Source organism: Pseudonocardia xinjiangensis (assembly GCF_012911925.1).
GTDB classification, from domain to species: domain Bacteria; phylum Actinomycetota; class Actinomycetes; order Mycobacteriales; family Pseudonocardiaceae; genus Pseudonocardia; species Pseudonocardia xinjiangensis.
On the sequence record NZ_JAAXKY010000041.1, the window covers coordinates 23,312 to 47,461 of the forward strand.

The window sequence follows — 24,150 nt, forward strand, 5'->3', positions numbered from 1 at the left end:
ATAACCGGCGGCCTGAACCATCGGACGCCGCCGTGCGTTGTTTCTGCACGACATGGCCACATAACGCGATCAGAACCCGCCACCGAGCAGCGATATGTGTCCGTGTCGCGTCAGGAGATCGTCGCGGCGGCCACCGCCACCTGGCCGAGGCTGATCCCGCCGTCGTTGCACGGCACCCGGGAGTGCACGAGCACCCGCAGCCCGGCCTCGGTCAGCCGCCGGGACACCCCCTGCAGGAGCCGGATGTTCTGGAACACCCCGCCGGACAGGGCCACCACGTCGAGACCGGTGTCCGCGGCGGCCGACACGGCCGCGGCCACGAGCGCGTCGTGCAGGCCGGCGTGGAAACGGGCGGCGATCACCGGCGCCGGGGTGTCTGCCCGGAGGTCGGCCACGACGGCGCGCACGAGGTCGCCCACGCGGATCAGCTCGCCGTCGAGCCGCACGGCGTAACCGTCGCACTCCCCCACCGCCGACGCGGCCTGCTCCAGCTCGACGGCCGCCTGGCCCTCGTAGTTCACCCGGTCCCGGACCCCGACGAGAGCCGCGACGGCATCGAACAGGCGACCGGCGCTCGTGGTGACCGGGACGTCCACACCGGATCCCAGGAGCCGCTCCACCTGTGTCCACAGCGGACCGTTGCGGGCCACGACGGCGAGGCCCGCCGGGTCGGTGCCGGTGGCGTGCAGCCAGGCCGCGGCCATCCGCCACGGCTGCCGGATCGCCGTGGCTCCGCCCGGCAGCGGCACCGGCTCCAGGTGCGCCAGCCGCCGGAACCCGGTGAGCGAGACCGCGAACACCTCCCCGCCCCACAGCACACCGTCCGGGCCGTAGCCGAGGCCGTCGCACGCGATGCCGATCGCCGGCCCCGCCTCGCCGTTCTCCGCCAGGCACGCGGCCAGGTGGGCGTGGTGGTGCTGCACCCCGACCAGCCGCAGGCCCGGCTCCGCCTCGGCCCTGGCGAGCGCGTACTTCGTGGACAGGTACTCCGGGTGCAGGTCGTGGGCGAGCACCGCGGGCGTGACGTCCAGCAGCCGTCCGAGGTGCTCGATGCCGTCGAGGTACGCCCGCAGCGTCTCGGCGTTCTCCAGGTCGCCGACGTGGTGCGACGGGAACGCCTCCGCGCCCCGCAGCACGCAGAACGTGTTCTTGAGCTCCGCACCGCAGCCGAGCACCGGCTCCCCGGCGACGACGCCGATCCGCAGGGGCTCCGGGGTGTAGCCGCGCGAACGGCGGATCGGGTAGGCGCGCCCGGCCACCACCCGCAGCACCGAGTCGTCGGCCCGGGTGCGGATCGGCCGGTCGTGGGTGAGGAAGGCGTCGGCGATGCCGGCGAGCCGGGTGACCGCATCGTCGTCGAGGTGGGCGATCGGCTCGTCGGAGACGTTGCCGCTGGTCAGCACGATCGGGGCGGCGAGGTCGTCGAGCAGCAGGTGGTGCACGGGCGTGTAGGGCAGCAGCACGCCGACGTGGTCGTTGCCGGGGGCGACGGCGGTGGCCAGTGGCGCGCCCGGGCGTCTGCGCAGCAGCACGATGGGCGCGCGCCGGGACGACAGCTGCGCCGCCTCGGCCGGCCCGACCTCGCCGAGCGTTCCGGCGGCGTCCAGGTCCGGGGCCAGCACCGCGAACGGCTTGTCCTCCCGGTGCTTGCGCGCCCGGAGCTCGGCGACGGCGCGCTCGTGCCCGGCCGAGGCCGCCAGGTGGTAGCCGCCGAGCCCTTTCACGGCCAGCACCCCGCCCCCGGCGAGCAGCCGCGCCGCGGCGGTGACCGGTTCACCGGAGAGCTCGCGACCGGTGGCGTCGACCAGCCGCAGGGTGGGCCCGCAGCCGGGGCAGCACACGGGCTGCGCGTGGAACCGCCGGTCGGCCGGGTCGTGGTACTCGGCGGCGCAGGCCGCGCACATCGGGAAGCCGGCCATCGTGGTGGCGGCCCGGTCGTAGGGCACCCCGGTGACGATCGTGAACCGGGGCCCGCAGTTCGTGCAGGTGATGAACGGGTGGCGGTAGCGCCGGTCGGCCGCGTCGCGCAGCTCGGCGACGCACTCGGCGCAGGTGGCGGTGTCGGCTGGGACGAGGGTGGCCCGGCGGCCGCGGGCGGAGCTGGCGGCGATGGCGAAGGCGGTGTCCCCGCGCACCGGCATGTCCGTGGCGGCGACGCCGGTGACCAGCGCCAGCGCGGGCGGCCGGTCCTGCAGGGCGGCGAGCAGCGCGTCCAGGGCAGGCGCGGCGCCCTCCGCCTCGATGACCACGCCGGACTCGTCGTTGCCCACGAACCCGGCCAGCCCCAGCTGCCCGGCGAGGCCGTGCACGAACGGCCGGAACCCCACTCCCTGCACGATGCCGCTGACCCGGATCCGGGCCCGCACCCGCTCCCCGGCCCGCGGTTCGACCTGCGCGGGCGGTTCGGTCACGGGCGGCCCAGCGCGCGCTGCACCAGCTCCCACAGCACGTGGTAGGTGGTGGTCTGCGCCTCCTGGATGCGGTGCACCGACGCCGAGGGCATCACGAAGAGGTAATCGATCTCCCCGCGCGCGGCAGCCTCGGCCATCGACCCACCCGAGTACCCGGCGAGCCCCACGGTGAGCAGGCCCCGCTCGTGCGCGACGGCCAGGCCGCGCAGCACGTTGGCCGAACCTCCGCTCGTGGACAGGGCCAGCGCGATGTCGTCCGGGCGGCCGGCCGCGGCCACCGGCCGGGCGAAGACGTTCTCGAAGCCGACGTCGTTGGCCAGCGCCGTGAGCGTCGCGACGTCGGCCGCGAGCGCGAGGGCGGGCAGTGGTCGCCACGCCGGCCCGGGGTCGACACAGAGCGCGGCCACGGCTGCCGCGTCCGTGCTCGACCCCCCGTTGCCGAAGGCCATCAGCCTCCCGCCGCGCTCGAAGCGCTCCGCCATCGCGGTGGCGCAGGCCGCCATCCGGGCGTCGTCGGCGGCCACCACCTCGCGGCGCAGCCGCCCGATCTCGTCGACCTTCTCCGCCGTGGAACGCGCGACGTCGGCCAGCAGGGAGTCCAGGTCGGCGGACCCGGAGTGCAGGAACGGGTAGAGCGACTCGATGCTCATGACCATCGGCCTCCGTGCCGGGCCGGTCCGGAAGGGTCCACCCTGGCGATGGCCTCGCCGGCGTGCACGAGGACGGTGTCACCGACCACGGCGTCCACGAGGGCGACGCTGACCTCCTCCTCGGTGCCCGGCCCCGCGCCGGTGTCCACCATGGCGAGCCCGTCGCCGAGCAGGGCGGTGACCGTGACCGCCACCGCCGTGTCGGAGCAGGTGATGCACACCTCGCCCGGGTGCGGGTCGGGAGCCGGGTTCATGCCAGCACCTCCGGCGCGTCCAGGAAGACGTGCACGAGCTCCCACAGCACGTGGTAGACGGTCACCTGGCCCTCGCGCACGATGCGGGTGTCGTCGGAGCGCACTGCGATGACGTGGTCGAGGCCCCCGAGTGACGCGACGAGGCCGCCTTCCCCGCCCAGCAGCGCGACGGTCAGGAGGCCGCGGTCCCGCGCCGCCGCCAGGCCGTCGGCGAGAGCGGCGTCGCCGCCGTCGGGCGCGATGCCCAGCGCGATGTCCTCGGGCTCGCCGAACAGACCGAGCTCGGCCCGGAACCCGGTGGATCCCCCGGGCAGCGACAGCGCGGGCAGCGCACGTTTGCCGATGATCACCGGATGCACGAACTCCACCACCACGTGCGCGGCGTCGGCCGCGGAGCAGCCGGTGCCGAACGCGAGCAGGCGGCCCCCGCGGTGGAAGCGCCGCGCCATGGCGTGGCAGGCGGCGGCGAGCGCGGGCGCGTCAGTGGCCAGCAGGCCGATCGGCCCGTCGCGCCGCGTGAACACCGTTCGTGTATCCGCAGCTGTCAGCTCGACGGTCAATTCGGCTCCCCTCGGGGCATCCCCGCTTGGCGGCGGCGACCACCCGGGCGTAGCGATCGAGGAAGATGTGCAGGGCCTCGTGCGTCTGCTCGAGGCTGTCGGCGAGCGAGTCGAGGCAGGTCACCCCGTCCGGGGTGACGTAGTAGGTGCGCCGGGCCGGGCCGACCTCGGAGGTGTGCCACTCCGAGCGGACCAGTCCTTGCCGCTCCAGGCTGCGCAGCGCGCGGTAGACCCCGCCGGCGTCGCCGTCCCCGTCGTGCATGGGACGGAGCCGCGCGGCGAGCTCATAGCCGTGGTCGGGCTGCTCCCGCAGGAGCAGCAGCAGGCAAGGCTGCAGGAAGTTGCGCGGTTCGAGCTCGGCCATGGTGGGCGTTGCCCTCCGGGTCGGCGGTGGTGGGCGCCTGACCTGGCCGATGTTCCCACTGTGTGACGCGAACCACAAGACAGGTCGGTCTCACGGGTGGACGACATCGGCCCCCGACCGGGTGTAGCGGCTATCACATCGGTCGATAACCCGTCGAGAACGGGATAATCGGCCCCGGATCGGGAACGTTCCTGGTAATCGCGCGCCTCTCGTTGACCGTTCCTGCCGACCCGACTACCCTTTCCTCGCATGCGTGAGACAGACCTGTCTCCTTCTGCCGTCCTGCCTATTCACATGTCTTCGCCGCCGGCACCGAGTACCGCGTCCGTCGATCACGCCGAGCCCGGCGTCCGCGTGTCCAGGGATTCTCGAGGAGGAGATCCACAATGGCCTACGACCCGCGCACGGCCACCGGAGTCCCCACCGAGCCGGTGGGCTCACTGCCCCGGCCCGCGAAACTGCAGGAGGCCTACGCGAAGTACGACGCAGGCGAGATCAACAAAGATGACCTCGAGAAGCTGCAGGACGCCTCGGTGAAGGACTCGATCGAACGGTTCGAGGCCACCGGCTCACCGATCATCTCCGACGGCGAGCAACGGTGGTCGTCGTTCGCCACCTATCCGATCGCCGACACGTTGGCCGGCACCGGGCTGGCACCGGGACTGGCCCCGGGCGGCCAGTTCTTCGCGATCTTCGCCGACGGCCACGGACGTCAGCTGCCGAAGCTGGAACACGGACCGTTCCGCTACAACCAGCATGCGGCCGACACGCTGCGCAAGTCGATCCCGTACGCGAGCAGGCCGATGAAGCAGGCCGTGATCGCGCCGTCGATGCTGGCGCTGCTCTACCCGTTGAAGGACCCGGTGGAGGGCTACAGCCGCGAGGAGTTCGAGGCGGCACTGGTTGACGAGTGCGAGAAGGACATCCGGGAGGCCTTCGCCGCCGGGGCCGAACGGGTGTCGGTCGACTTCACCGAAGGCCGGCTGGCCACCCGCGAGGATCCCCGCAACCCGTGGACCGGAGCCGGTCTCCTGCCGCACTTCATCGAGCTCAACAACCGCGTGATGGCCCGGTTCTCCGCCGAGGAGCGCCGCACCATCGGCATCCACACCTGCCCCGGCGGCGACCGCGACTCGGTGCACTCGGCCGATGTGCCCTACAACAACCTCCTCGGCACGATGTTCGACATCAACGCCGGGTACTTCCTGATCCAGCTCGCGTCGGAGCGGGAGAAGGACCCCGTCTACGCGACCATCGGCAAGAACCTGCGCTCCGACGCCGACGGTGTCGCGCAGATGGCCTACATCGGCGTCACCAACCCGCAGAACCCGCGGGTCGAGAGCCCGCAGGAGATCGCCGACCAGCTCATCCGGGCGGCCAACTTCATCCCGAGGGAACAGCTCGGCTCCACCGACGACTGCGGGTTCTCCCCGTTCTCCATCGACGAGAAGCCCAACCACGGCTCACCCGACTACGCCAGGGACGTGGCCTTCCAGAAGATCACCTCCCGCGTGGAGGGTGCCCGCCTGGCCGCCGAGAAGCTGGGCCTCTGAGGGGTGCGCGACGCCCGGTCAGTCCGGGACGCCGTGGGCCCGGAGCAGCAGCACTCCCAGCTCACGGGCGGCCGACGCCGCGCCGGCATCGCCCTCGTGGGCCGCCATGATGGAGCCCTTCATCAGCACGTGCCACTGCCGGGCCACCTGGTCCGGGTCGGCCACGCCCGCGGCCTCGGCGAGCTCCCGGAGGTAGCCCCGGATGCGCGCGAGGTGCGCCACGCTCGCCTGGAACACGGGGCTGCCCTTGTCGTTGACCGCCATCATGGTGGTGAGGAAGGCGCAGCCCTCGAAATCGGGCCGCTCGAACCATTCCGAGAACAGGTCGAAGATGGCCAGCAGCTGATCCTGGGGGCGCGTGCCACGCAATTGGCTCTCGTGCTGGAGCCATTCCTCGGTCCACAGCCGCTCACGGCGGCGGAGGAAATCGAGGATCAGGTCGTCCTTCGACGGGAAGTTGCGGTACAACGTCATCTTCGCGGTGCCGGCGCGAGCGATCACGGCATCCACACCGACGTCCCGCACGCCGTTGCGGCTGAACAGCTCATAGGCGGCGCGGCGGATCCGCTCGCCGCCACTCTCCGGCAAGCGTCGGGAACCGTCACTACCCGTTGTCGTCACCCGCATCCGTTCCGCCGTGGTTCGCCGAAACGATACCTCCCCGATCGGGCGGCAAACGGGTCGCGCCGTGGCGTTCCGGTGACGTGCCGCGGCACAGACGGCACGGTTGTCAGCGGTGACCGGACCGGCTGATCCGCACGACCGCGAAAGCCTGCACCGCCGCGGCGGCGAGCAGCACGGCGATGGCAGGCGGGTAGCCGCCCGCCAGGTCGACGAGCAGCCCCATCAGCAGCGGTCCGAGCCCGGCGACGGTGTACCCGACGCCCAGTGCCATACCGCTGGTCGCCGCGCTGGCAGCGGCGTCCGGAGTCCGCCACGCGACCACGGCGAGCCCGAGCGGGAAACCGGCACCGGACCCGATCCCGATGAGCACCACCCACGGCCACGGCCCGGCCGCCGGGTTCGCGGGGGCCAGCAGCAGCCCCGCCGTGCCGACGGCGGTGCAGGCCAGCGCCACCGCCGACCAGAACCCCCAGCGGCGGTGCCGCTCGGCCAGTGCCGGGAGGAACAACGCCCCCGGGATCTGCGCCATCGCCCACACCGCGAGCAGCAGGCCGGCCCGCTCCCCGCTCCACCCCAGGCTCGAGACGTAGGGCGCGAGCCAGGTCATCCAGCCGTACACGATCAGCGACGCGCCGGCCTGGTGACAGGCCACCAGGCGGGAGAACCCGTCGCGCCACGGCAGGCGCGGGCGCGCCGGTGCCGCCGCAGCGGCGGGTACGCCGCGCGTGACCGCGCTCCAGCCGGCCAGCGCCAGCACCGCCGGTACGGCCCACCCGGCCAGCGCCAGCGACCAGCCGCCGACGACCACGGCGAGCGGCACCGCCACCGCGCTGGCCACGGTGGCCCCCACCATCATCGCCACCACGTAGCCGCCGGTCACGGCGCCCGCCCGCGCGGGGAGGTACTCCTTCACCACGCCGGTCAGGAGTACGCCGGCGAGCCCGATGCCGAACCCGACCAGCAGGCTGCCTCCGATCAGCGCGACGATCGCGGGGACGCCGCGGGCAAGACTGCCCGCCGCGACGAGGCCCACCGCGGCACCGAGCGCGCGCTCGGAACCCAGCCGGACTCCCAGCGCGGGACCGGCGAACGACCCGGCCGCCATCATCAGGACCGCCGCGGTCTGCACGAAGCCCGCCTCGGCCGCAGAGATCCCGAGGTCGGAGCGGACGCCCTCCAGCAGCGGCGGGTAACCGGCCAGCGCGGCCCTCAGGTTGAGGGCGACGGCCAGCAGGCCCAGCAGCACCGACCCCGGGCGGACCCGGGATGCGACGGATGTCGAGCCCGGCACGGCCATCACCTCTCGAAAGGGATGTAAGGTCTCTTCATCCATTACCTTACGAAGGGCGTGTAAGAGGTGCAAGTCCTGTTGGACGATTACGTGCTGGGAGCGGCCGTGGCCACGGACCTCGTCAACACCGCCCCCGAGGTGATGGTGAACACGGGCGACACCCTCGCCGACCCCGACGCGTTGCTGGCCTTCCTCACCGCGCACGACCTGCGCCTGGACGCGCTGGACGGCGGCACCGTCCCGCTCTCCCCCGCCGACGTCGCCTCGGTGCACGCCCTGCGCCGGACACTGCGCGACCTGCTCGACGCCCCGGACGCCGGGGAGGCAGCCGCCCGCGCGGGTGTCCTCAGCGCGGCCGCCGGAACGGGACCCGCGCTGCGGGTGGACGCCGAGGGGCGATGGCGCTGGGAGGTCGGCTCCCGCGACGGCGCCGGCGTGGGTGACGAGCTCGCGCTCCTGACGGCCACCGCCCTGCTCTCCGTGCTGCGCACCCTCGGGTTCGACAGGTTCCGCCACTGCGCCTCACCGATCTGCACCGGGATGTTCGTCGACACCAGCCGGGCCGGACGCAGGCGCTACTGCGTCCCGGAGGTCTGCGGCAACCGGATCAACGTGGCCAACCACCGGGCCCGCCGCCGGGCCGCCGGCCGCCTGTGACGTCCAGCCCTCACGTCGGCTGCGCCGTCGCCCGCCGCTCCCGGTGGACGGCCACCCCCGCCACCACCAGCACGACTCCCAGGATCTCGACGGCGCTCGGTACCTGGACCAGCACGACGATCCCGATCACCGTCGCAGTTGCCGGCAGCAGCGACACCATCAGGGCGTAGGTCGCGCGGCGCAGACGCGCCATTGCGAGCTGGTCACAGACGTAGGGGATCACCGATGACGACACTCCGACCCCGATCCCCGCGGCGAGCGCGACCGGGTCGGCGAACGCGGGCGCGGCGTCCACCACGCCCGTCGGCAGCGCGACGACGGCGGCCACCAGCATGGACAGGGCGAGGCCTTCGATGCCTCGCACCTGCGGGCTCTGCGCCACCCGGTGCCCGAGCACGATGTAGAACGCGAACAGCACCGCGTTGGCGGCGGCGAACACGAACCCCCACGGCTCGGCGACGAACCGTACGTCGGTCAGCAGCCAGACCCCCACCACGGCCAGCAGCAGCGCGACCGCGTTGCGCCCGGTGCGGGCGGCCAGCGCGGCCAGCGCGATCACGGGCACGAACTCGATCGCCGCGACCGTTCCGAGTGGCAATCGGTCGATCGCGAGGTAGAAGACGCTGTTCATCACGGCCAGCACCGCTCCCCAGCCGACGAGGAGCCACCGGGTGGCACGGTCGAGCCGCAGCCACACACGCCATGGCCTGCGCCACAGCGCGAAGACGAGCGCCGCCGCCGCGATCCGCAGCCAGGCCACACCGAGCACGTCGACCCGCGCGAAGAGCAGCACCGCGAACGCGGGTCCGAGGTAGTGGAACACCGCGCTGACGAGGAAATACACGTGCGGCGGGACCCGGGTTTCGTCCATGGTCCTATCGTCGAAGGCTGCGATCGGGTGGGCCATGGGCATCGAAAGGTGGAGTAGGCGTTGTGACCACGACCGGCACGCCCCGCCCCCCGAATGGCCTTCCGGATGGAAAGTCACTGCTCGACGAGGTCAACCGGCGCATCCTCGCCCTGTTGACGGAGGACCCTCGCCAGAGCAGCGCCGAGCTCGCGCGCCGGGTCGGGATGTCGGCTCCCGCGGTACGGGAGCGCGTGGCACGGCTCGAGCAGACCGGTGTGATCCGCGGTTACCGCCTCGACATCGACCCGGCTGCGATCGGGCTGCCGGTCACGGCGTGGGTGCGGGTGCGGCCCGGTCCCGGTCAGCTCCAGAAGATCAGCGAGCTCGCCCGGCGCGTGCCCGAGGTCAGCGAGTGCCACCGCATCTCGGGCGAGGACTGCTTCCTCCTCAAGGTGCACATTCCAGACATCGACGCCCTCGAGGCCGTCCTCGACCGGTTCCTGCTGCACGGGCAGACCACGAGCTCCTTCGTGGTGTCGACGCCCGTCCCGCCGCGACACCCGCAGGCCGGTGCGACCACCGAGCCGGCGTAGCGACACCCCGGGTCAGGACGGTGCGGCGGGCAGGCTCGGATCCGACTCCACCGGATTGAGCTCCGGCGGCCGCGGCGGCCGCGGCGACACACCCGCCGCCCGCAGCGGGAACCACAGCACGAAGGTCGCGCCCGCACCGGGAACGCTGTGCACCGCGATGCTGCCGCCGTGGCTCTCCACCACCTGACGGACGATCGCCAGCCCGAGGCCGGTTCCACGGTCGCGGCGCCCGGTCCCGTCGGGGCCTCTCCAGAAGCGGTCGAACACCCGCTCCTGGTGCTCGGCGGTGATGCCCGGGCCGCGGTCGCGGACGGCCAGCCACGCCCAGCCTGCGCGCCGCCCCGTGGCGATCAGGACCTCCCGGCCCGGCGGCGATGCGCGCAGCGCGTTGGACAGCAGGTTGTCCGCGGCGCGGCGCAGCGACTCGGCGTCGCCGATCAGCACCAGCCCCGGCTCCAGGCGGCGTACCAGCTCGTGGCCACCGCTGTCGGCCAGCAGCGCGAACCCGTCCGCAGCCTCGGCGGCGACGAGCGTGAGGTCCACGTCGGTCTCGCTGAAGGCGGGCGCGGTCCGGCGCGCCGCGGCGAGCAGGTCCCCGATGAGGGTGCCCATCCGCTGGACGGCCCGGCCGGCCACGGTGCTCGCGCGCTGCCGCTCGGCCGCCCCGACGTCGTCGCGCGACAGCACGGCGTCGAGGTTGACCTGGATGACGGCGAGGGGGGTGCGCAGCTCGTGGGAGGCGTCGTCGATCATCTGCCGCTGGGCGGAGAAGGCCCGGTCCAGTCGGCCGAGCATGTCGTCGACGGTGTCGGCGAGGTCGTGCAGCTCGTCCTGCGGACCGTCGAGTGCGATGCGACGCGACAGGTCCGTGGCCGTGATCTCCCGCGCCGTGGCCGTGACCCGTCGCACCGGACGCAGCACCCGGCCGGCCAGCCACCAGCCCACGCCGAAGCTCGCGACCAGCATGACGCCGAGCACCAGGACCAGTGCGCCGCGCAGCTTCTCCAGAGTCTGGAAGTTGACCGCCCGCTGGACGCCGGCGAGGTCGGCCGCCTGGAACTCCTGGCCCTCGCGCAGCTGGAGCTGTCCACCGACCTCCGTCACCTTCTCCACCGTGATCGGGTCGAGCGGCGCGGCGTCGACGCTGCGGTACATCACCACGTAGACCGCGACCAGGACCAGTGCGACCACACCGAACTGCACCAGTGAGTAGGTCGCGGCCAGCCGGAAGCGGATCGTGCGGGTCCACGGGGGCCGCAGGTGTCCCGCCCACCCCCGGGCGGCGGTGGTCACGCCGGCTCCCGCAGCCGGTACCCGCGCCCGATCACGGTCTCGATCACCGGCTGCTCGCCGTCCCGGGTGAGCTTGCGACGCAACGTCCCGACCGTCACCCGCACGGTCTGGGTGAACGGGTCGGCGTTCTCGTCCCACACGTGGTCGAGCAGCTCCTCGGCCGACACGACGTGACCCGGCCGGTTCATCAGGTAGCGCAGCACGGCGAACTCCTTGCGGGTCAGCGTCAGCTCACGGCTCCCCCGGCTGGCGATGTTGCGGCCGTCGTCGAGCGACAGCTCGCCGACGGTCAGCACGGACGTTCCGCCGCTGGTGTCGCGGCGCAGCAGCGCCCGCACCCTGGCCAGCAGCTCGGGCAGCGCGAAGGGCTTCACGAGGTAGTCGTCAGCGCCCTCGTCGAGGCCCCGGACGCGGTCGGTCAGCTCGCCCCGGGCGGTGAGCATGAGGATCCGCAGCTCGGTGCCGCCGGGGCCGGCGATGCTGCCGTCGCGGACGTGACGGCACAGCGTGAAGCCGTCGACGTCGGGCAGGTTGAGGTCGAGCACCAGCAGGTCGTAGGTGTTCACGGCGAGCTTGGCGGCCGCGTCGCCGCCGGTCAGCGCGATGTCGACCGCGTAGCCCGCCCGCCCGAGACCGACGCGCAGCGCGCTCGCGAGGTCGGCGTCGTCCTCGACCAGCAGCAAGCGCATGGCCCGACGGTAGCGAGAATGCCGCGCTCCTCCCACGTGTTCTTTCGGTCCGTCTTCGCTGCGGTTTCCGAGGGTTTTCGGGTTCGGCTGTTCTGATGTGCCGACCGATGACGGTTCCTACCCCGCCGCCGCTCCCCTGACCGGTCCGGCCGCCGCCCGTCCACGGCGGCCGGACCGGAATCGCCGCGCGCCCATCTCAGGCCACGGTGACCGTCATCGCCCCGATCCCGCTGATCGACATGTCCAGCTGCTCACCGGCGGTGATGGGGCCGACCCCGGGCGGAGCTCCCGTGAAGAGCACGTCGCCGGGCAGCAGGGTCATCACCGAGGAGGCGTAGGCGACGATCGCCGGCACCGGGGTGAGCATGTCCCGGGTGTTCACCGACTGGCGGACGGTGCCGCCGGACGTGAGGCGGATGTCGAGGTCCGAGCCGTCGCCGAGCTCGTCGGTGGTGACGAGGTAGGGCCCGAGCGGGCTGAACCCGTCGTAGCTCTTGCGGCGGGAGCGGTCCGCGGCGCTGCGGACCGTGATGTCCAGGCCCGCGGTGAACCCGAGGACCGCGTCCATCGCCTTCTCGACCGGGATGTCCTTGCCGCCGCGGCCGATCACCACGACCAGCTCCGACTCGTGGTGCACCTCGTGGCCGGCGGCCACGACGTCGCGCGGGAGCACGATCCGCCCGCCCGGCCCAACGATCGACGACGGCGCCTTGAGGAAGACGTCGAAGTCCATCATCCAGGCCTCGACGCGACCGAGGGTGCGCTCCTGCACGACGTGCATCTCGGCGACGTGCTCGCCGTAGTTGCTCGCCGCGGCGATCACCTTGGACGGGCCGAGCACGGGCGCGTGCAGTACCACCTCGGAGACGGGCCGGGCCCGGCCGTCCTCCGCCGCGGCGCGCAACGCCCCGGAGAGCTCGTCGAAGTCGCGGGCGAGGCCCCGCCACCAGCCGGCCGTCACCGGGTCGGGGTCGTGCGGGCCGGGCAGTGCGGCGGTGACGTCGACGATCACGTCACCGTCCGGGGAGGACCGGACGACACCGAGCCGGTAGTCGTCGAACAGCGCGAGCTTCACGAACGCTCCAGGAGTCAGCGGGGGGAGAAGAGGTCGGTCACCGGTTGGGGAGCAGTCAGCGTCTGCTCGCGGTACAGGCCCAGCGCGCGAAGCACCGGTGCGTCGGAGACGACGAACACCTCGGCGTGTTCCTCGGTCCCCTCGGCGAAGTGCTCGGTGTCGACGAAGTGCTCGACGGCCGACCAGGACGGCACCACGAACATGTCGCCGGGCCCCCAGTCGAAGCGCCGTCCGTCGATCACGCTGGAACCGTGGCCGCTGAACACGACGTGCACCGAGTTGCCGGTGCGGCGCACCGGAAGGCTGTGGGCGCGGGCCCGCACCCGGTAGGCCGCACACGACATCGTGGGCATGACGCTCGCCCCGGACTCCGGGTCGGTGTACTCCACCGACAGCAGCGGGTCCTCGGAGGCCGCGGTCAGGCGGTCGAGCTCGGCGACGGTGTCGGCCCACCGGTAGATCATGAGCTTCGAGTGCTGCGGGCTCAGCACGTCGGAGACGGCGCCGTCGGTGTAGCGGACGCCGCCGGCGTGCACCCGTTCCGACACGTTGTGCTCGGCGGGCTCCGGCTGGCTCTCCCCGGGCCCGGGGTAGGACTCGAAGAAGATGCTGTCGAGGGCCGACACCATCGGCAGGTCCAGGCCGTCGAACCAGAACATCTCCCCGTCGCCTGCGTTGACGTGGTCGTGCCAGTTCATCGACGGGGTGAGCACCAGGTCGCCGGGGTGCATGTCGCAGGCGTCGCCGTTGACGGTGGTGAAGACGCCCTCGCCCTCCAGCACGAACCGGATCGCCCCGGGCGAGTGGCGGTGCGCGGGCGCGACCTCCCGCGGGCCGAGGCACTGCAGCGCGCCCCAGAGCGTCCCGGCGGCGTAGGGCAGGCCGGAGAGACCGGGGTTCTGCAGGCTGAGCACCCGCCGCTCGCCGCCGCGCTCCACGGGCACGAGCTGGATGGCGCGGCGGGCCAGCGGCTTCATCGTCGCCGCCGACCACAGCCAGGGAACGGCCCTCGGCCGGGGGGTCGGGGTGAGCAGCTGTTCGGTGATGGTCCACAACGGGGCGAGGTCGACCGCGGACAGGTCGCTGTAGAACTCCTCGAGTGCCGCGTCCGTCTCGACCGGGTTGACGGTCATCTGGCTTCCTCCAGTTCCAGCTCTGCAGGTGGCGTGCCGACCCCGAAGCGCTGCACGCTCTCGAGGAGGGACACCCGCCGAATGTAGGCCCGTGCCCGCTCGGGGTCGGCGGCAATTGCCCGCATGTCGTCCTGGTGGCTGCGCCGGACGGCCTCGTCCGTTTCGCGCAGGCGGTCGGTGTTGCGCTGAGTGTCGGCCTGGACGTACTCCACCGCAACCGTGCGCCGGACGCGGTCGTAGGTGGCCAGCTCGGCCTCGATGTCGACACCGCGGTCCGGCAGGCCGTGCCCGGCGGCCGCGGCGATCCGGCCCAGCCGGCGCGCGGCGTCCATCGCGTCGTGGATCCCCGAGTTGAGCCCGACCCCGCCGACGGGCGAGTTGATGTGGGCCGCGTCCCCGGCCAGCAGCACCGGACCCACGCGGAAGGCCGCAGCCACCCGCTGGTGGACGTTGTAGAGCTGGTGGTCGATCACGGGGTAGCCGGGCTCGTAGGGCGCCACCCGCTGCAGCTGGCTCTGCAGCCGCTCCGGTGCGCTCGCCTCGTCGGCGGAGAGGTCCTCCGGCACCGGCCACACCACGCGCCACGACTCCGGCGTCCGCAGGATGAACAGCCACTCCTGCGGGTCGGCGACGTAGTTGACGTGACCCAGGTCGGGCAGCAGCTCCTGCAGGTCGACCGACGTGCTCGTGATCGCGAAGCGCTCGGGGTAGGTGAAGCCCTCGAAGCCGACGCCCAGCTCGCCGCGGACGGTGCTGCGTGGCCCGTCCGCGCCGATCACGTACGAGGCCAGGAGCTCACGCTCCCCCGCCGGGGAGGACAGCTGCAGCCGCGCCCCGTCCGCGGTGATGTCCAGGCCCGTCAGCCGGGTGCCGAAGAGCAGCCGGACGCGCTCGTCGCGCTGGAGCCGCTCGGCGAGCATCCGGACGAGATGCTGCTGGTTGAGCTGCAGCCGGTAGGGGAACCGGGTCTCGTCGGCCAGCAGGCGGAAGTCGAACTGGGCGATCAGCCCGTCGCGGCGGTCCCGGAACTGGTAGGTGGGGACGACCAGCCCCTCGGCGTGCATCCGGTCGGTGATCCCGATCGTCTCGAGGAGCTCCAGGGTGGCGGCGTGGAACGTGCTGGCCCGCCAGTCCGGACGCGGCTCGGGCGAGAGCTCCACCAGTGCGACGGGCAGACCCTCGGCGGCCAGCGCGGCGGCGGCGGTCATTCCCACCGGACCGCCGCCGACGACGACGACCGGACGCTCGGGGCTCACCGGCGCGGCAGTGGCGGGATCCCAGATCATGGCCCTGAGGCTAGACATCCATTCCGTTCTGAGAGAAGGCGGTTGGCTATTGTTCCTGCATGTCGAACAACAGGCCGGCCGACCATGGGACGCCGACCACCTCGGTGGACAACGCCTTGTGGCTTCTCGAGCTGATCGGTGAGCGCCAGGCGTTGCGGGTGGCCGAGGCGGCCGACCTGCTGGGCGTCGCCCGCTCCACCGCGCACCGGCTGCTCACCGCCCTGCGCCGGCGCGGGTTCGTGATGCAGGACCGGCCCAACGGCGCCTACCGGCCCGGGCCCGCGCTGGTGGAGATCGGCCTGGCCGCGGTCAGCCGCATCGACATCCGCCGCGTCGCCCGGCCCGTGCTGGAGGACGTGCGGGAACAGACCCAGGAGACGGTGAGCCTGGCCGTGCTGGAGGGTACGTCGATCCGGTTCGTCGACTGCGTGGAGAGCCCGCGGTCGGTCCGGGTGGGCAACCGCACCGGCGTGGTCCGGCCCGCGCACGCCTCGGCCGTCGGCAAGGCGATCCTCGCCGGGCTGTCGGCCGCCGAGCTGGACCGCCGCTACCCCCACGAGGAGCTGCCGCCCGCCACCACCGGGGCGGCGCTCACCAGCCGCGCGGTCCTGCAGGCCGAGCTGTCCCGCATCCGCGGCCAGGGCTACGCCCTGAACTGGGAGGAGAGCGCCGACGGGGTGTGCGCGGTGGCCGTGGCACTGCGCGACACCGTCGGGCAGCCGCTGGCCGGGCTCGGCGTCGCGGCCCCGAGCAGCCGGATGGGCAGCGCCGAGGCGATCCGGGCGCTCGCCCCGGCCGTGCTGCGCGGGGCCGAGCTGGTGCACGAACGGCTCCGCTCACCCCACTGACCTAGCCCACCACCGCCTGGTCGAGGTCGACCGGGGCGTCGACCAGCTTGTAGTCCACCATCAGCCCCATCACCAGCTCCAGCGACTCCCGGTCTGTCGTCCCCCGCCACTGGTTGATCCGCACCTTCTCGGCCAGTGCCGGATCGGTCTGGCTGATCCTGGGCAGCGCGGAGCGGAACGACTGCGGGTCCGCGGCGATGGAGTCGGCGGTGGCCTTCACGGCCTGCTGGAACTTCGTCACCAGCTCGGGGTCGGAGCCCACCAGCTTCTCGCTCATGAGGTAGGTGCCGATCTGCAGGCCGGGCCGCAGGTCGGTGTACGGGCGACCGATGATCTTCAGGCCCTGCCCCTCCGCCACCGTGATGAACGGCTCGATGAGCATGCCGGCGGCCACGTCCCCGCGCTGGATCGCCGGCGCCATGTCCGGGAACGGGATCTCGACGAACTGCACGCTGTCGTAGGTCAGCCCGGCTTGCTGCAGCTGGTGCCCGAGCACGATGTCGTTGATGTTGCGCAGGCTGTTGACCGCGATCTTCTGCCCCGCGAGCTGGCCGATCCCCGTCACGGCGCTGCTCGGCGCGACCATGAGCGCCGAGAAGTCCTGGGCCGGGTCGACGGAGGTGCTGGTGCCTGCGGCCACCATCCGGATCGGCAGGCCCTGGCTGATCGCGATGATCCCGGACACGACGTTGGAGCCCGCGACGTCGAGGTCGCCGCTCACCAGCTGCGGGATCACGGTGGCCCCGCCGCTGGACGAGGAGATCTCGAGGTCGATCCCGGCCTTGGCGAAGTGACCCTGCTCGTCGCCGTAGGTGAGGAAGTTCAGCGGTGCCCCCGCCGTCTCCGCGATGCGCAGCGTCGTCAGTCCGTCCGCGCCCGCCTGCGGGGCCGAGCCGGAACCGCCGCCACAGGCGGTGGTGAGCAGTGCCGCGGCGGCGACGGCGACGCCGAGGCGTGACCAGGTCTTCATCGGTGCCTTTCGGGGAGATCGGGGAGGAGGGATCAGCCGGGGAGGACGGCCGGGTCGGGCGCGCGCAGGCTCGACAGGACGTGCGAGCGCAGCTCGCCGAACCGCGGCAGCTGCTTGGTGGCCAGCTGGTCGCGCTCCGCCGGCAGGTCGATCTCGACGACCTCGTGCACGTGGGCGGGCCTGCGCAGCACCAGCACCCGCTGCGCGAGGTACACGGCCTCGTCGATGTCGTGGGTGACGAACAGGATCGTGATGTCGTAGCGGCGCCAGATGTCGAGCAGCAGGTCCTCCAGGTCGGCGCGGGTCTGCGCGTCGACGGAGGCGAACGGCTCGTCCATCAGTAGGATGCGGGGCTGGTAGGCCAGCGCCCTGGCGATGGCGACGCGCTGCTGCATCCCGCCGGAGAGCTGCCACGGGTAGCTGTCGCCGCGGTCGGCGAGACCGACGGCGGCCAGCGCCTCGGCGGTGGCCGCGGCGACCTGCGCCTTCGACAGGCCCTTGTAGGGCAGCGGGAAGCCCACGTTCCCGGCGACGGTCATCCACGGCAGCAGGGAGCGGCTGTAGTCCTGGAAGACGAACGCCATGTCCTTCGGCGGCCCGTCGACCGGCACGCCGTCGAGCGTCACGGTGCCGGACGTCGGGGCGACCAGGCCGGACAGGCAGCGCAGCATCGTCGTCTTGCCGCAGCCCGACGACCCGACGATGCAGACGAACTCGCGCTCGCCCACGGTGAACGTCAGGTCGGCCATCGCCGGCGTGCCCGCCGGGTCGTAGGTCTTGGTCAGGTCACGGACGTCGAGCACCGGCTGCCTCCGTCGGGTTCGGGGTGGTGCGTCGGGAGCGACGGCGCGGTGCGCTGCTCGCCCGGCCGGTGGTCGCCCTTCCAGAGATGGCGAGGTGCCAGTGCAGGACGCGTCTCTCGACCGCGACGAACAGCGCGTTGGCACTGAACCCGAGCAGGCCGAGCAGCACGGTGCCCGCCCACATCTCCGGGATGTCGAACCCGCGCTGCGCGAGCTGGACGACGTACCCGACGCCGTTGTCGGCCCCGATCAGCTCGCTGACCACCATGAGGATGATCGCGATGCCCAGCGCGGTGCGGGCGCCCGCGAAGATCCGCGGCAGCGCGGCCGGCAGGACCAGCCGGGTGAGCCGCGCGTGCGCAGGCACCCGGTACGAGCGGGCCATGTCCAGTGCGGTGCGGTCGACCCCACGCACCCCGTCCACGGTGTTGAGCAGCACCGGCCACACCGCGCCGAGCGCGATCAGGAAGACCTTGGCGCTGTCGCCCGCGCCGAACACCAGCAGCGAGACCGGGATCAGCGCGGGCGGCGGGAGCGCCCTGAGGAACTGCAGCACCGGGTCCAGCGCCGTCGACAGCGTCCGGGAGAACCCGAGCAGCGTGCCGAGTGCGACACCGATGAGGACGGCGAGCGCGAAGCCCGCGAGCATCCTGACGAGGCTGGGGAGCAGGTCGGTGGGGATGCGGGTGAAGAGCCACTCGTCGGCGAAGGTACCGCCGATCTCCGACAGCGGCGGGAAGAAGAAGTCGTCGGCCGTGCGCGCCCAGCCGTCGTAGGCCACGAGCAGCAGGACGGGCAGGACGAGCGCGAGCGCCCAGTCCGTGATGCGGTTGCGGATCACCGGCCACCTCCGGGGCGGAAGGACGGGTGCCAGTGCAGGAGCCGCCGCTCGGCCATCTGGAGAGCGCCGTTGAGCACCCACCCGAGCAGGCCGGCGGCGAGGATCCAGGCGTACATGAGGGCCTCGGCGCCGCCCGCGGACTGGGCGTCGGTGATCCGGACGCCGATGCCCGGCACGCCGACCACGATCTCGCTCGTGACGGCGAGGATGAGCCCGATCGCGGACGCGATCCGCAGGCCGGTGGCGATGTAGGGCAGCGCGCTGGGCAGCGTGACCCGCAGCAGCACCGCCCGCGGCGCGAGCCCGTAGGACCGGGCGGTGTCGCGGGCGGTCGGGTCGACGTCGTGGACGCCGTAGACCGTCTGCAGCAGCACCGGCCAGAAGGTGCCGAAGGCGATCAGGAAGACCTTCATGTCGAGGTTCGACCCGAAGATCAGCACGGCGGCGGGGATGAGCGCGACCGGCGGGATCGGCCGGAGGAACTCGAGCATGAAGCGCGTCAGCCGGTGGGCGAGCTCCAGCGACCCGATCAGCACGCCCAGCGGGACGGCGACGACGGTGGCGGCGAGGATGCCGAGCACCCAGCCCTGCAGCGTCTGGCCGAGCGGGACGAACAGCTCACCGGTGGTGACGAGCCCGGCGAAGTCGGGGAAGATCTCCGACGGCGGCGGGAACCAGGCCTGCGGCAGCAGTCCGACGCGGACCACGATCTCGAGCAGGAGGACCACGGCGACCACTCCGGCGAGGCCCAGACCCAGGCGACGCAGCCCCAGATCCGCGGTGCGCAGCCGGGAACCGTCCCGCGCGACGCCACGCCGTGCCGTGGGCGGGGCCGCCGCAGGCTCCCCCGGCGCAGCGGTGCCGGTCGTCGACAGCTGCACCTGGCGTCCTCCCTCGGCGGCAGAACACGGGGCCGCATCGCAGTGTGGCCGGAGCCACCCATCCGGGGCGAAAGGTATATGCGGAACCCGCAGAGGGCTATATCCGGGCCCAGAAGTTCCTGTATGTCGAATTAGCCGGATCTGGGCTACCGTCACGGCATGATCGAGCCCGGGGCGGACCGCGAGAAGATCATCCTCACCGGCGCGCCGGAGACGATGCTCGCCACCCTCTACGGCCGGGCCCTCGACAGCCGCTCGCCGCACCCGATCCTGCACGACCGGGCAGCCGACGACGCGGTGCGGCGCATCGACTACGACTTCGCCAGGACCGGGATGACCGCCACCTCCGGGGCCGGCGTCGCGCTGCGGGCCCGGCAGCTCGACCGGTGGACCGCGCAGTTCCTGGCCGCCCACCCGCACGCCACGGTGCTGCACCTCGCCTGCGGGCTCGACACCCGGGTGCAGCGGCTGGACCTGCCGCCGTCGGTCCGCTGGGTCGACGTCGACCACCCGGAGGTGATCGCCGTGCGCGACCGCCTGCTGCCGGCACCCGCGGGTGACTACCGCACGGTCGGCGCGTCCGTGACCGACGACGGGTGGCTCGACGACGTACCCGCCGACCGCCCCACCGTCGCGGTCTTCGAGGGTCTGACCATGTACCTGCGCAAGCAGGACGGCAGGCGGCTCGTCGAGCGCATCACCGGGCGGTTCCCCACGGGGCAGTTGCTCTTCGACTGCTACGGCTCCCTGGGCATCCGGCTGCAGCGGTTCGTGCCTGCGGTGCGCAACTCGGGCGCCACCCTGCACTGGGCGATCGACGACCCGCGGGAGCTCGAGAGCTGGCACGACGGGCTGGAGTGCCTCGACGCGCTGCGCAGCGTCGACATGCCGGGTGTGGAGGAGCTCCCCCGCTCCGGCCGGGCGAGCATGTGGGTGCTCGCCCGGCTCCCGGGCTTCCGCGACGTCGGCCGGATCCTGCGGTACCGCTTCTAGCGACTCGCGGGCGAAAAACGGGCGACTCGCGGGCGTTGCGCGTCAGCTCTCCTCGCCGTCACCCACGTTGACGAGGGCGCGGCGGCGCTTCCTGGCCACCGGCAGCACGACCGGGATGAGCAGCGCCAGTGCCACCACCACCCACAGGAACACCGTGATCGGCGACGACACGAGGATCGACGGGTCGCCCTCCGACAGCGTGAGTGCCCGGCGCAGCTGCTGCTCGGCGATCGGTCCGAGGATGAGCCCGACCACGGCGGGTGCCACCGGCACTCCCGCCTGGCGCATCAGCAGCCCGAGCAGGCCCAGCCCGCACAGCACCAGCAGGTCGACGGTGGTGCCGCCCGCGGCGAAGGCCCCGAGGGTGGCGAACACCAGCACACCGGCGTAGATCCCGTACGCCGGGATCTGCAGCAGCCTCGCCCACACCCGGGCCAGCGGCAGGTTGAGCACCAGCAGCATGACGTTGCCGACGTACAGGCTCGCGATCAGCGTCCAGACCAGCGGCCCGGACTCGGTGAACAGCTGCGGGCCCGGCTGCAGCCCGTAGGACTGGAACGCGGTGAGGATCACCGCGGCCGTGGCCGACGTGGGCAGCCCGATCGTCAGCAGCGGCACGAGCACGCCTGCCGCGGCGGCGTTGTTCGCCGACTCCGGCCCGGCGACGCCCTCGATGGCACCGTGGCCGAACTCCTCGGGGTGGCGGGTCAGCTTCTTCTCGACGCTGTAGCTGAGGAAGGTCGGCACCTCGGCGCCACCCGCGGGGAGGCTGCCGATGGGGAACCCGAGCGCCGTGCCGCGCAGCCAGGCCGGCCAGGACCGGCGGAAGTCCGACCGGGACAGCATCAGGCGCTCCCGCAGCGGCTGCACGGTGGAGTGCCCGGTGCCGGTGAGCAGGTGCCCGAAGGCCTCGCTGAGCGCGAAGAGCGCGACCACGACGATGACGACGTCGATGCCGTCCAGCAGCGCGTCGACGCCGAAGGTCAGCCGGGGCTGGCCGGTCTGCGAGTCGATCCCGATCAGCCCGATCGTCACGCCGACCAGCAGGCTGGCCACGCCCTTGAGCAGGTTGGGCCCGAGCAGCGCGCTCACCGTCACGAACGCCACGGCCATCAGCGCCACGTACTCCGGTGGCCCGAAGCCCGTCGCGAAGTCGGCCACGACCGGCGCCAGGAACGTCAGCGCCACCGTGCCGATGGTGCCGGCGACGAAGCTGCCGAGCGCCGCGGTGGACAGGGCGGCCGCCGCCCGCCCGGCCCGCGCCATCTTGTTGCCCTCCAGCGCGGAGATCATCGACGCGCTCTCACCCGGGGTGTTGAGCAGGATCGACGTGGTCGAGCCGCCGTACATCCCGCCGTAGTAGATGCCGGCGAACAGGATGAGCGCGCTGGAGGGCTCGAGCCGGAACGTGATGGGCAGCAGCAATGCGACCGTCAGTGCCGGGCCGATGCCGGGAAGCACCCCGACCGCGGTCCCGATGGTCACGCCGATCAGCGCCCACATCAGGTGCTCCGGCGTCAGCGCGCCGGCGAATCCCTCGAGGAGGAGCCCGAGCTGGTCCACCTCAGAACCCCCACGGACCGGCGGGCAGGGTGAGCCCGATCAGCCGGTCGAAGACCAGGAAGACGGTGGCGGCCAGCGCCCACCCGTACGCCACGACCTGCCAGCCGCGGGGGGCACCCAGCAGCAGGGCCGCCGCCACGAACAACGCCGTCGCCGTCACGACGTAGCCCAGCAGCGGGAGCAGCAGGGCGAACGCCACCAGCGCCGCGACCAGCGCGAGCACGCGCAGCCCCGCCCGGGACTGCCACGGTGGACCGCTCACGGCCACCCGGAGCTTGAGGCGGGAGTCCACCAGCAGGCCCGCGCCGACGGCGCCGAGGAGCACCCCGACCGGCAGTGGCACCGCGGCCGGTCCCACCACGGCCGTGGTGTCCGGCAGCCGCACCGCGTCCACGATCACGAGCACGGCGGCCACCAGCATGAGCGCGCCGAAGGCCGCGGACGCGAGCACGGTGCCGCGGTCCACGCTCCCCGGCGCGGGGGGCGTCGGGTCGGGAGCCGGCTGCGCGGTCTCCCGGCTGGTCGTTGCGTCGCTCATCCCAGTCCGATCTCGTCGAGCACCCGTGACACCCGGTCCTGTTCGGTCCGGACGAACTCCTCGAACTCCGGGCCGGCGAGCGTCGCGTCCCCCCAGCCGCGGCGGTCGAGCGCCTCCCGCCAGGCGTCGGTGCGGGTCATGTCCACCAGCAGTCCCTCCAGCGCCTGCTCCTGCTCCGGGCTGATGCCGGCGGGCGCGACGACGCCGCGCCAGTTCTGCAGCTCCACGTCCACGCCGCTCTCACGCAGCGTCGGCACGTCGGGCAAGCCGGGCAGCCGCTCCGGGCTCGACACCGCGAGGGCGCGCACCGTGCCCGCCTCGATCTGGGACTGCAGCTCGGAGACGCCGGAGACGCCGATCGTCGAGCGACCGGACAGGAGGGTCGTGAGGGCCTCCCCACCACCCGAGTGCGCCACGTAGCTGACCTTCGCCGGGTCGGCTCCGACGGCCTTCGCCAGCAGGCCGGCGAGGATCTGCTCGGCGCCTCCCGCCGACCCGCCCGAGATCGACACGGCCGCGATGTCGGCGCGCATCGCACTCACCAGGCCGGCCACGTCGGTGAGCGGCGAGCCCGCCGCGACCACCACCACCTGGTAGTCGGTGGTGAGCCGGACCAGCGGCGTGGTGTCGGCGAGCGAGTGCGGGGAGCCGTTGGCCTCCACCGCCCCGACCATGATCAGCCCGGTGGTCATCAGCTCGGTCGGGTCAGCGGTGCGCCGCACGAACTGGCTCAGCCCGATCGTGCCGCCCGCCCCGGCCACGTTGTAGACCTCGGTGCGCCCGACGAGCTCCCGCAACGCACCCTGCATCTCGCGCGAGGTCTGGTCCCAGCCCCCACCGGGAGCGGCCGGAGCCATGATCCGCAGCTGGCGCTCGCCGATCACGTCCCGCAGTGCGGAGCCTCCCGAGCCCGCGGTGTCCACCGGAGCGGTGACCACCACCGCGCCCGTCACCACGGCGGCCACCGCGAGCGGGGCGAAGCGGTACCAGCGGCGGCGCGGCCCGGCGCGGCCCGCACCCGGCTCACCCTGGTCGTCGGCCGCGGCCGTCGAGCGTCGTCGCTCCATCCACCGTTCCTCACTCGTGCCTGGCACCGGCGCCCGAATGTCCGACACCGGATCGAGTGCCGCATTCGTCACGCATGGTCGACAGTTGCATACAGTGATGGCGACCCGGGGACAAGTGGTGGTGGGCGAACACGGGGGTGGGACAGCGATGCCGGTGACCGACGAGTCCGTCGACGTCGTCGTCGTGGGCGGGGGGAACGCCGGGTTCAGCGCGGCACACGCCGCCGCCGAGCGGGGCAGGCGGGTGCTACTGCTGGAGAAGGGCGACGCCGCCACGGCAGGCGGCAACAGCTACTACACGGCAGGCGCGGTGCGGATCGCGCACCACGGGCTCGCCGAGGTCGCCGACCTGCTCGACGACGA

The 24,150-nt window shown here is 72.8% G+C and carries 26 protein-coding genes; 6 read left to right on the plus strand and 20 right to left on the minus strand.

Features of this window, described 5'->3' with window-relative positions:
- Positions 1–110: 110 nt before the first annotated feature.
- The 5 genes from hypF to HF577_RS14670 are packed head-to-tail and all read right to left on the minus strand — an operon-like array spanning position 111 to position 4,239.
- A complete protein-coding gene (hypF, locus tag HF577_RS14650) occupies positions 111–2,411 on the minus strand; it encodes a carbamoyltransferase HypF (RefSeq protein WP_312859133.1) in 2,301 nt (766 codons plus the stop codon).
- The gene (locus tag HF577_RS14655; RefSeq protein WP_169396397.1) at positions 2,408–3,067 is read right to left on the minus strand and encodes a D-sedoheptulose-7-phosphate isomerase; all 660 of its coding nucleotides are present in this window, start codon (positions 3,065–3,067) and stop codon (positions 2,408–2,410) included. Before HF577_RS14655 ends, hypF begins: the two co-directional genes overlap by 4 nt.
- On the minus strand, positions 3,058–3,315 hold the full coding sequence (locus HF577_RS14660) for a HypC/HybG/HupF family hydrogenase formation chaperone (protein ID WP_169396398.1): 258 nt from the start codon (positions 3,313–3,315) through the stop codon (positions 3,058–3,060). The genes HF577_RS14655 and HF577_RS14660 overlap by 10 nt, the downstream gene beginning before the upstream one ends.
- On the minus strand, positions 3,312–3,839 hold the full coding sequence (locus HF577_RS14665) for an SIS domain-containing protein (RefSeq protein WP_312859134.1): 528 nt from the start codon (positions 3,837–3,839) through the stop codon (positions 3,312–3,314). The genes HF577_RS14660 and HF577_RS14665 overlap by 4 nt, the downstream gene beginning before the upstream one ends.
- The gene (locus HF577_RS14670) at positions 3,796–4,239 is read right to left on the minus strand and encodes a helix-turn-helix transcriptional regulator (RefSeq protein ID WP_169396399.1); all 444 of its coding nucleotides are present in this window, start codon (positions 4,237–4,239) and stop codon (positions 3,796–3,798) included. Before HF577_RS14670 ends, HF577_RS14665 begins: the two co-directional genes overlap by 44 nt.
- 386 nt (positions 4,240–4,625) lie before the next feature.
- Here HF577_RS14670 and HF577_RS14675 point away from each other — a divergent pair, with 386 nt between their 5' ends.
- A complete protein-coding gene (locus HF577_RS14675) occupies positions 4,626–5,792 on the plus strand; it encodes a uroporphyrinogen decarboxylase/cobalamine-independent methonine synthase family protein (RefSeq protein WP_169396400.1) in 1,167 nt (388 codons plus the stop codon).
- An 18-nt stretch (positions 5,793–5,810) separates the two neighbouring features.
- On the opposite strand, the gene HF577_RS14680 is transcribed toward HF577_RS14675, so the two are convergent.
- Both HF577_RS14680 and HF577_RS14685 read right to left on the minus strand, forming a co-directional pair.
- Positions 5,811–6,380, minus strand: coding sequence for a TetR/AcrR family transcriptional regulator (locus HF577_RS14680; protein WP_246266371.1), 570 nt, complete (start codon positions 6,378–6,380; stop codon positions 5,811–5,813).
- A 142-nt stretch (positions 6,381–6,522) separates the two neighbouring features.
- On the minus strand, positions 6,523–7,713 hold the full coding sequence (locus tag HF577_RS14685; protein ID WP_407692208.1) for an MFS transporter: 1,191 nt from the start codon (positions 7,711–7,713) through the stop codon (positions 6,523–6,525).
- Between the two features lie 72 nt (positions 7,714–7,785).
- On the opposite strand from HF577_RS14685, the gene HF577_RS14690 reads away from it, so the two are divergent.
- On the plus strand, positions 7,786–8,364 hold the full coding sequence (locus HF577_RS14690) for a CGNR zinc finger domain-containing protein (protein ID WP_246266372.1): 579 nt from the start codon (positions 7,786–7,788) through the stop codon (positions 8,362–8,364).
- A 10-nt stretch (positions 8,365–8,374) separates the two neighbouring features.
- Here HF577_RS14690 and HF577_RS14695 read toward each other — a convergent pair whose 3' ends face one another.
- On the minus strand, positions 8,375–9,235 hold the full coding sequence (locus tag HF577_RS14695; RefSeq protein ID WP_246266373.1) for an EamA family transporter: 861 nt from the start codon (positions 9,233–9,235) through the stop codon (positions 8,375–8,377).
- 62 nt (positions 9,236–9,297) lie between these two features.
- On the opposite strand from HF577_RS14695, the gene HF577_RS14700 reads away from it, so the two are divergent.
- Positions 9,298–9,807, plus strand: coding sequence for an Lrp/AsnC family transcriptional regulator (locus tag HF577_RS14700; protein WP_312859136.1), 510 nt, complete (start codon positions 9,298–9,300; stop codon positions 9,805–9,807).
- 12 nt (positions 9,808–9,819) lie between these two features.
- On the opposite strand, the gene HF577_RS14705 is transcribed toward HF577_RS14700, so the two are convergent.
- The 5 genes from HF577_RS14705 to HF577_RS14725 all read right to left on the minus strand — a co-directional run bounded on the left by HF577_RS14705 (position 9,820) and on the right by HF577_RS14725 (position 15,283).
- Positions 9,820–11,100, minus strand: a complete 1,281-nt coding sequence (locus tag HF577_RS14705; protein WP_169396405.1) for a sensor histidine kinase — start codon at positions 11,098–11,100, stop codon at positions 9,820–9,822.
- Positions 11,097–11,789 carry a response regulator transcription factor gene (locus HF577_RS14710; protein WP_169396406.1) on the minus strand — a complete coding sequence of 231 codons (693 nt, stop codon included), beginning with the start codon at positions 11,787–11,789 and terminating at the stop codon, positions 11,097–11,099. The genes HF577_RS14705 and HF577_RS14710 overlap by 4 nt, the downstream gene beginning before the upstream one ends.
- 196 nt (positions 11,790–11,985) lie before the next feature.
- Positions 11,986–12,864 (minus strand): fumarylacetoacetate hydrolase family protein, encoded by an 879-nt coding sequence (locus tag HF577_RS14715; protein WP_169396407.1) that lies wholly within the window; start codon positions 12,862–12,864, stop codon positions 11,986–11,988.
- Between the two features lie 14 nt (positions 12,865–12,878).
- Positions 12,879–13,997, minus strand: coding sequence for a cupin domain-containing protein (locus HF577_RS14720; RefSeq protein WP_169396408.1), 1,119 nt, complete (start codon positions 13,995–13,997; stop codon positions 12,879–12,881).
- Positions 13,994–15,283, minus strand: a complete 1,290-nt coding sequence (locus HF577_RS14725) for an FAD-dependent oxidoreductase (RefSeq protein ID WP_169396409.1) — start codon at positions 15,281–15,283, stop codon at positions 13,994–13,996. Before HF577_RS14725 ends, HF577_RS14720 begins: the two co-directional genes overlap by 4 nt.
- 59 nt (positions 15,284–15,342) lie before the next feature.
- Between HF577_RS14725 and HF577_RS14730 the strand changes: the two genes are divergently transcribed.
- The gene (locus HF577_RS14730; protein WP_169396410.1) at positions 15,343–16,131 is read left to right on the plus strand and encodes an IclR family transcriptional regulator; all 789 of its coding nucleotides are present in this window, start codon (positions 15,343–15,345) and stop codon (positions 16,129–16,131) included.
- A 1-nt stretch (position 16,132) separates the two neighbouring features.
- Here the strand turns inward: HF577_RS14730 and HF577_RS14735 are convergent, their stop codons facing one another.
- From HF577_RS14735 to HF577_RS14750, 4 genes are read right to left on the minus strand one after another with little or no spacing between them, the layout of a single operon-like run.
- Positions 16,133–17,101 (minus strand): ABC transporter substrate-binding protein, encoded by a 969-nt coding sequence (locus HF577_RS14735; protein WP_169396411.1) that lies wholly within the window; start codon positions 17,099–17,101, stop codon positions 16,133–16,135.
- Positions 17,102–17,133: 32 nt separating this feature from the next.
- On the minus strand, positions 17,134–17,904 hold the full coding sequence (locus HF577_RS14740) for an ABC transporter ATP-binding protein (RefSeq protein WP_312859137.1): 771 nt from the start codon (positions 17,902–17,904) through the stop codon (positions 17,134–17,136).
- On the minus strand, positions 17,888–18,745 hold the full coding sequence (locus tag HF577_RS14745) for an ABC transporter permease (RefSeq protein ID WP_312859138.1): 858 nt from the start codon (positions 18,743–18,745) through the stop codon (positions 17,888–17,890). The genes HF577_RS14740 and HF577_RS14745 overlap by 17 nt, the downstream gene beginning before the upstream one ends.
- Entirely contained in the window at positions 18,742–19,626 is an 885-nt protein-coding gene (locus tag HF577_RS14750) for an ABC transporter permease (protein ID WP_312859139.1), read from the minus strand. The genes HF577_RS14745 and HF577_RS14750 overlap by 4 nt, the downstream gene beginning before the upstream one ends.
- 159 nt (positions 19,627–19,785) lie before the next feature.
- Between HF577_RS14750 and HF577_RS14755 the strand changes: the two genes are divergently transcribed.
- Complete coding sequence (locus tag HF577_RS14755; RefSeq protein ID WP_169396412.1) at positions 19,786–20,619, plus strand: class I SAM-dependent methyltransferase; 834 nt, start codon at positions 19,786–19,788, stop codon at positions 20,617–20,619.
- A 42-nt stretch (positions 20,620–20,661) separates the two neighbouring features.
- Here the strand turns inward: HF577_RS14755 and HF577_RS14760 are convergent, their stop codons facing one another.
- Genes HF577_RS14760 through HF577_RS14770 form a run of 3 tightly spaced genes read right to left on the minus strand, consistent with a single transcriptional unit; the run spans position 20,662 to position 23,787 of the window.
- Entirely contained in the window at positions 20,662–22,182 is a 1,521-nt protein-coding gene (locus HF577_RS14760) for a tripartite tricarboxylate transporter permease (protein WP_312859140.1), read from the minus strand.
- A 1-nt stretch (position 22,183) separates the two neighbouring features.
- Positions 22,184–22,720 carry a tripartite tricarboxylate transporter TctB family protein gene (locus HF577_RS14765; RefSeq protein ID WP_169396413.1) on the minus strand — a complete coding sequence of 179 codons (537 nt, stop codon included), beginning with the start codon at positions 22,718–22,720 and terminating at the stop codon, positions 22,184–22,186.
- Positions 22,717–23,787: a Bug family tripartite tricarboxylate transporter substrate binding protein gene (locus HF577_RS14770; RefSeq protein WP_169396414.1), complete on the minus strand. Its 1,071-nt coding sequence runs from the start codon at positions 23,785–23,787 to the stop codon at positions 22,717–22,719. Before HF577_RS14770 ends, HF577_RS14765 begins: the two co-directional genes overlap by 4 nt.
- Positions 23,788–23,935: 148 nt before the next feature.
- On the opposite strand from HF577_RS14770, the gene HF577_RS14775 reads away from it, so the two are divergent.
- On the plus strand, positions 23,936–24,150 hold a 215-nt coding region (locus HF577_RS14775; RefSeq protein ID WP_246266375.1), incomplete at its 3' end, for an FAD-dependent oxidoreductase.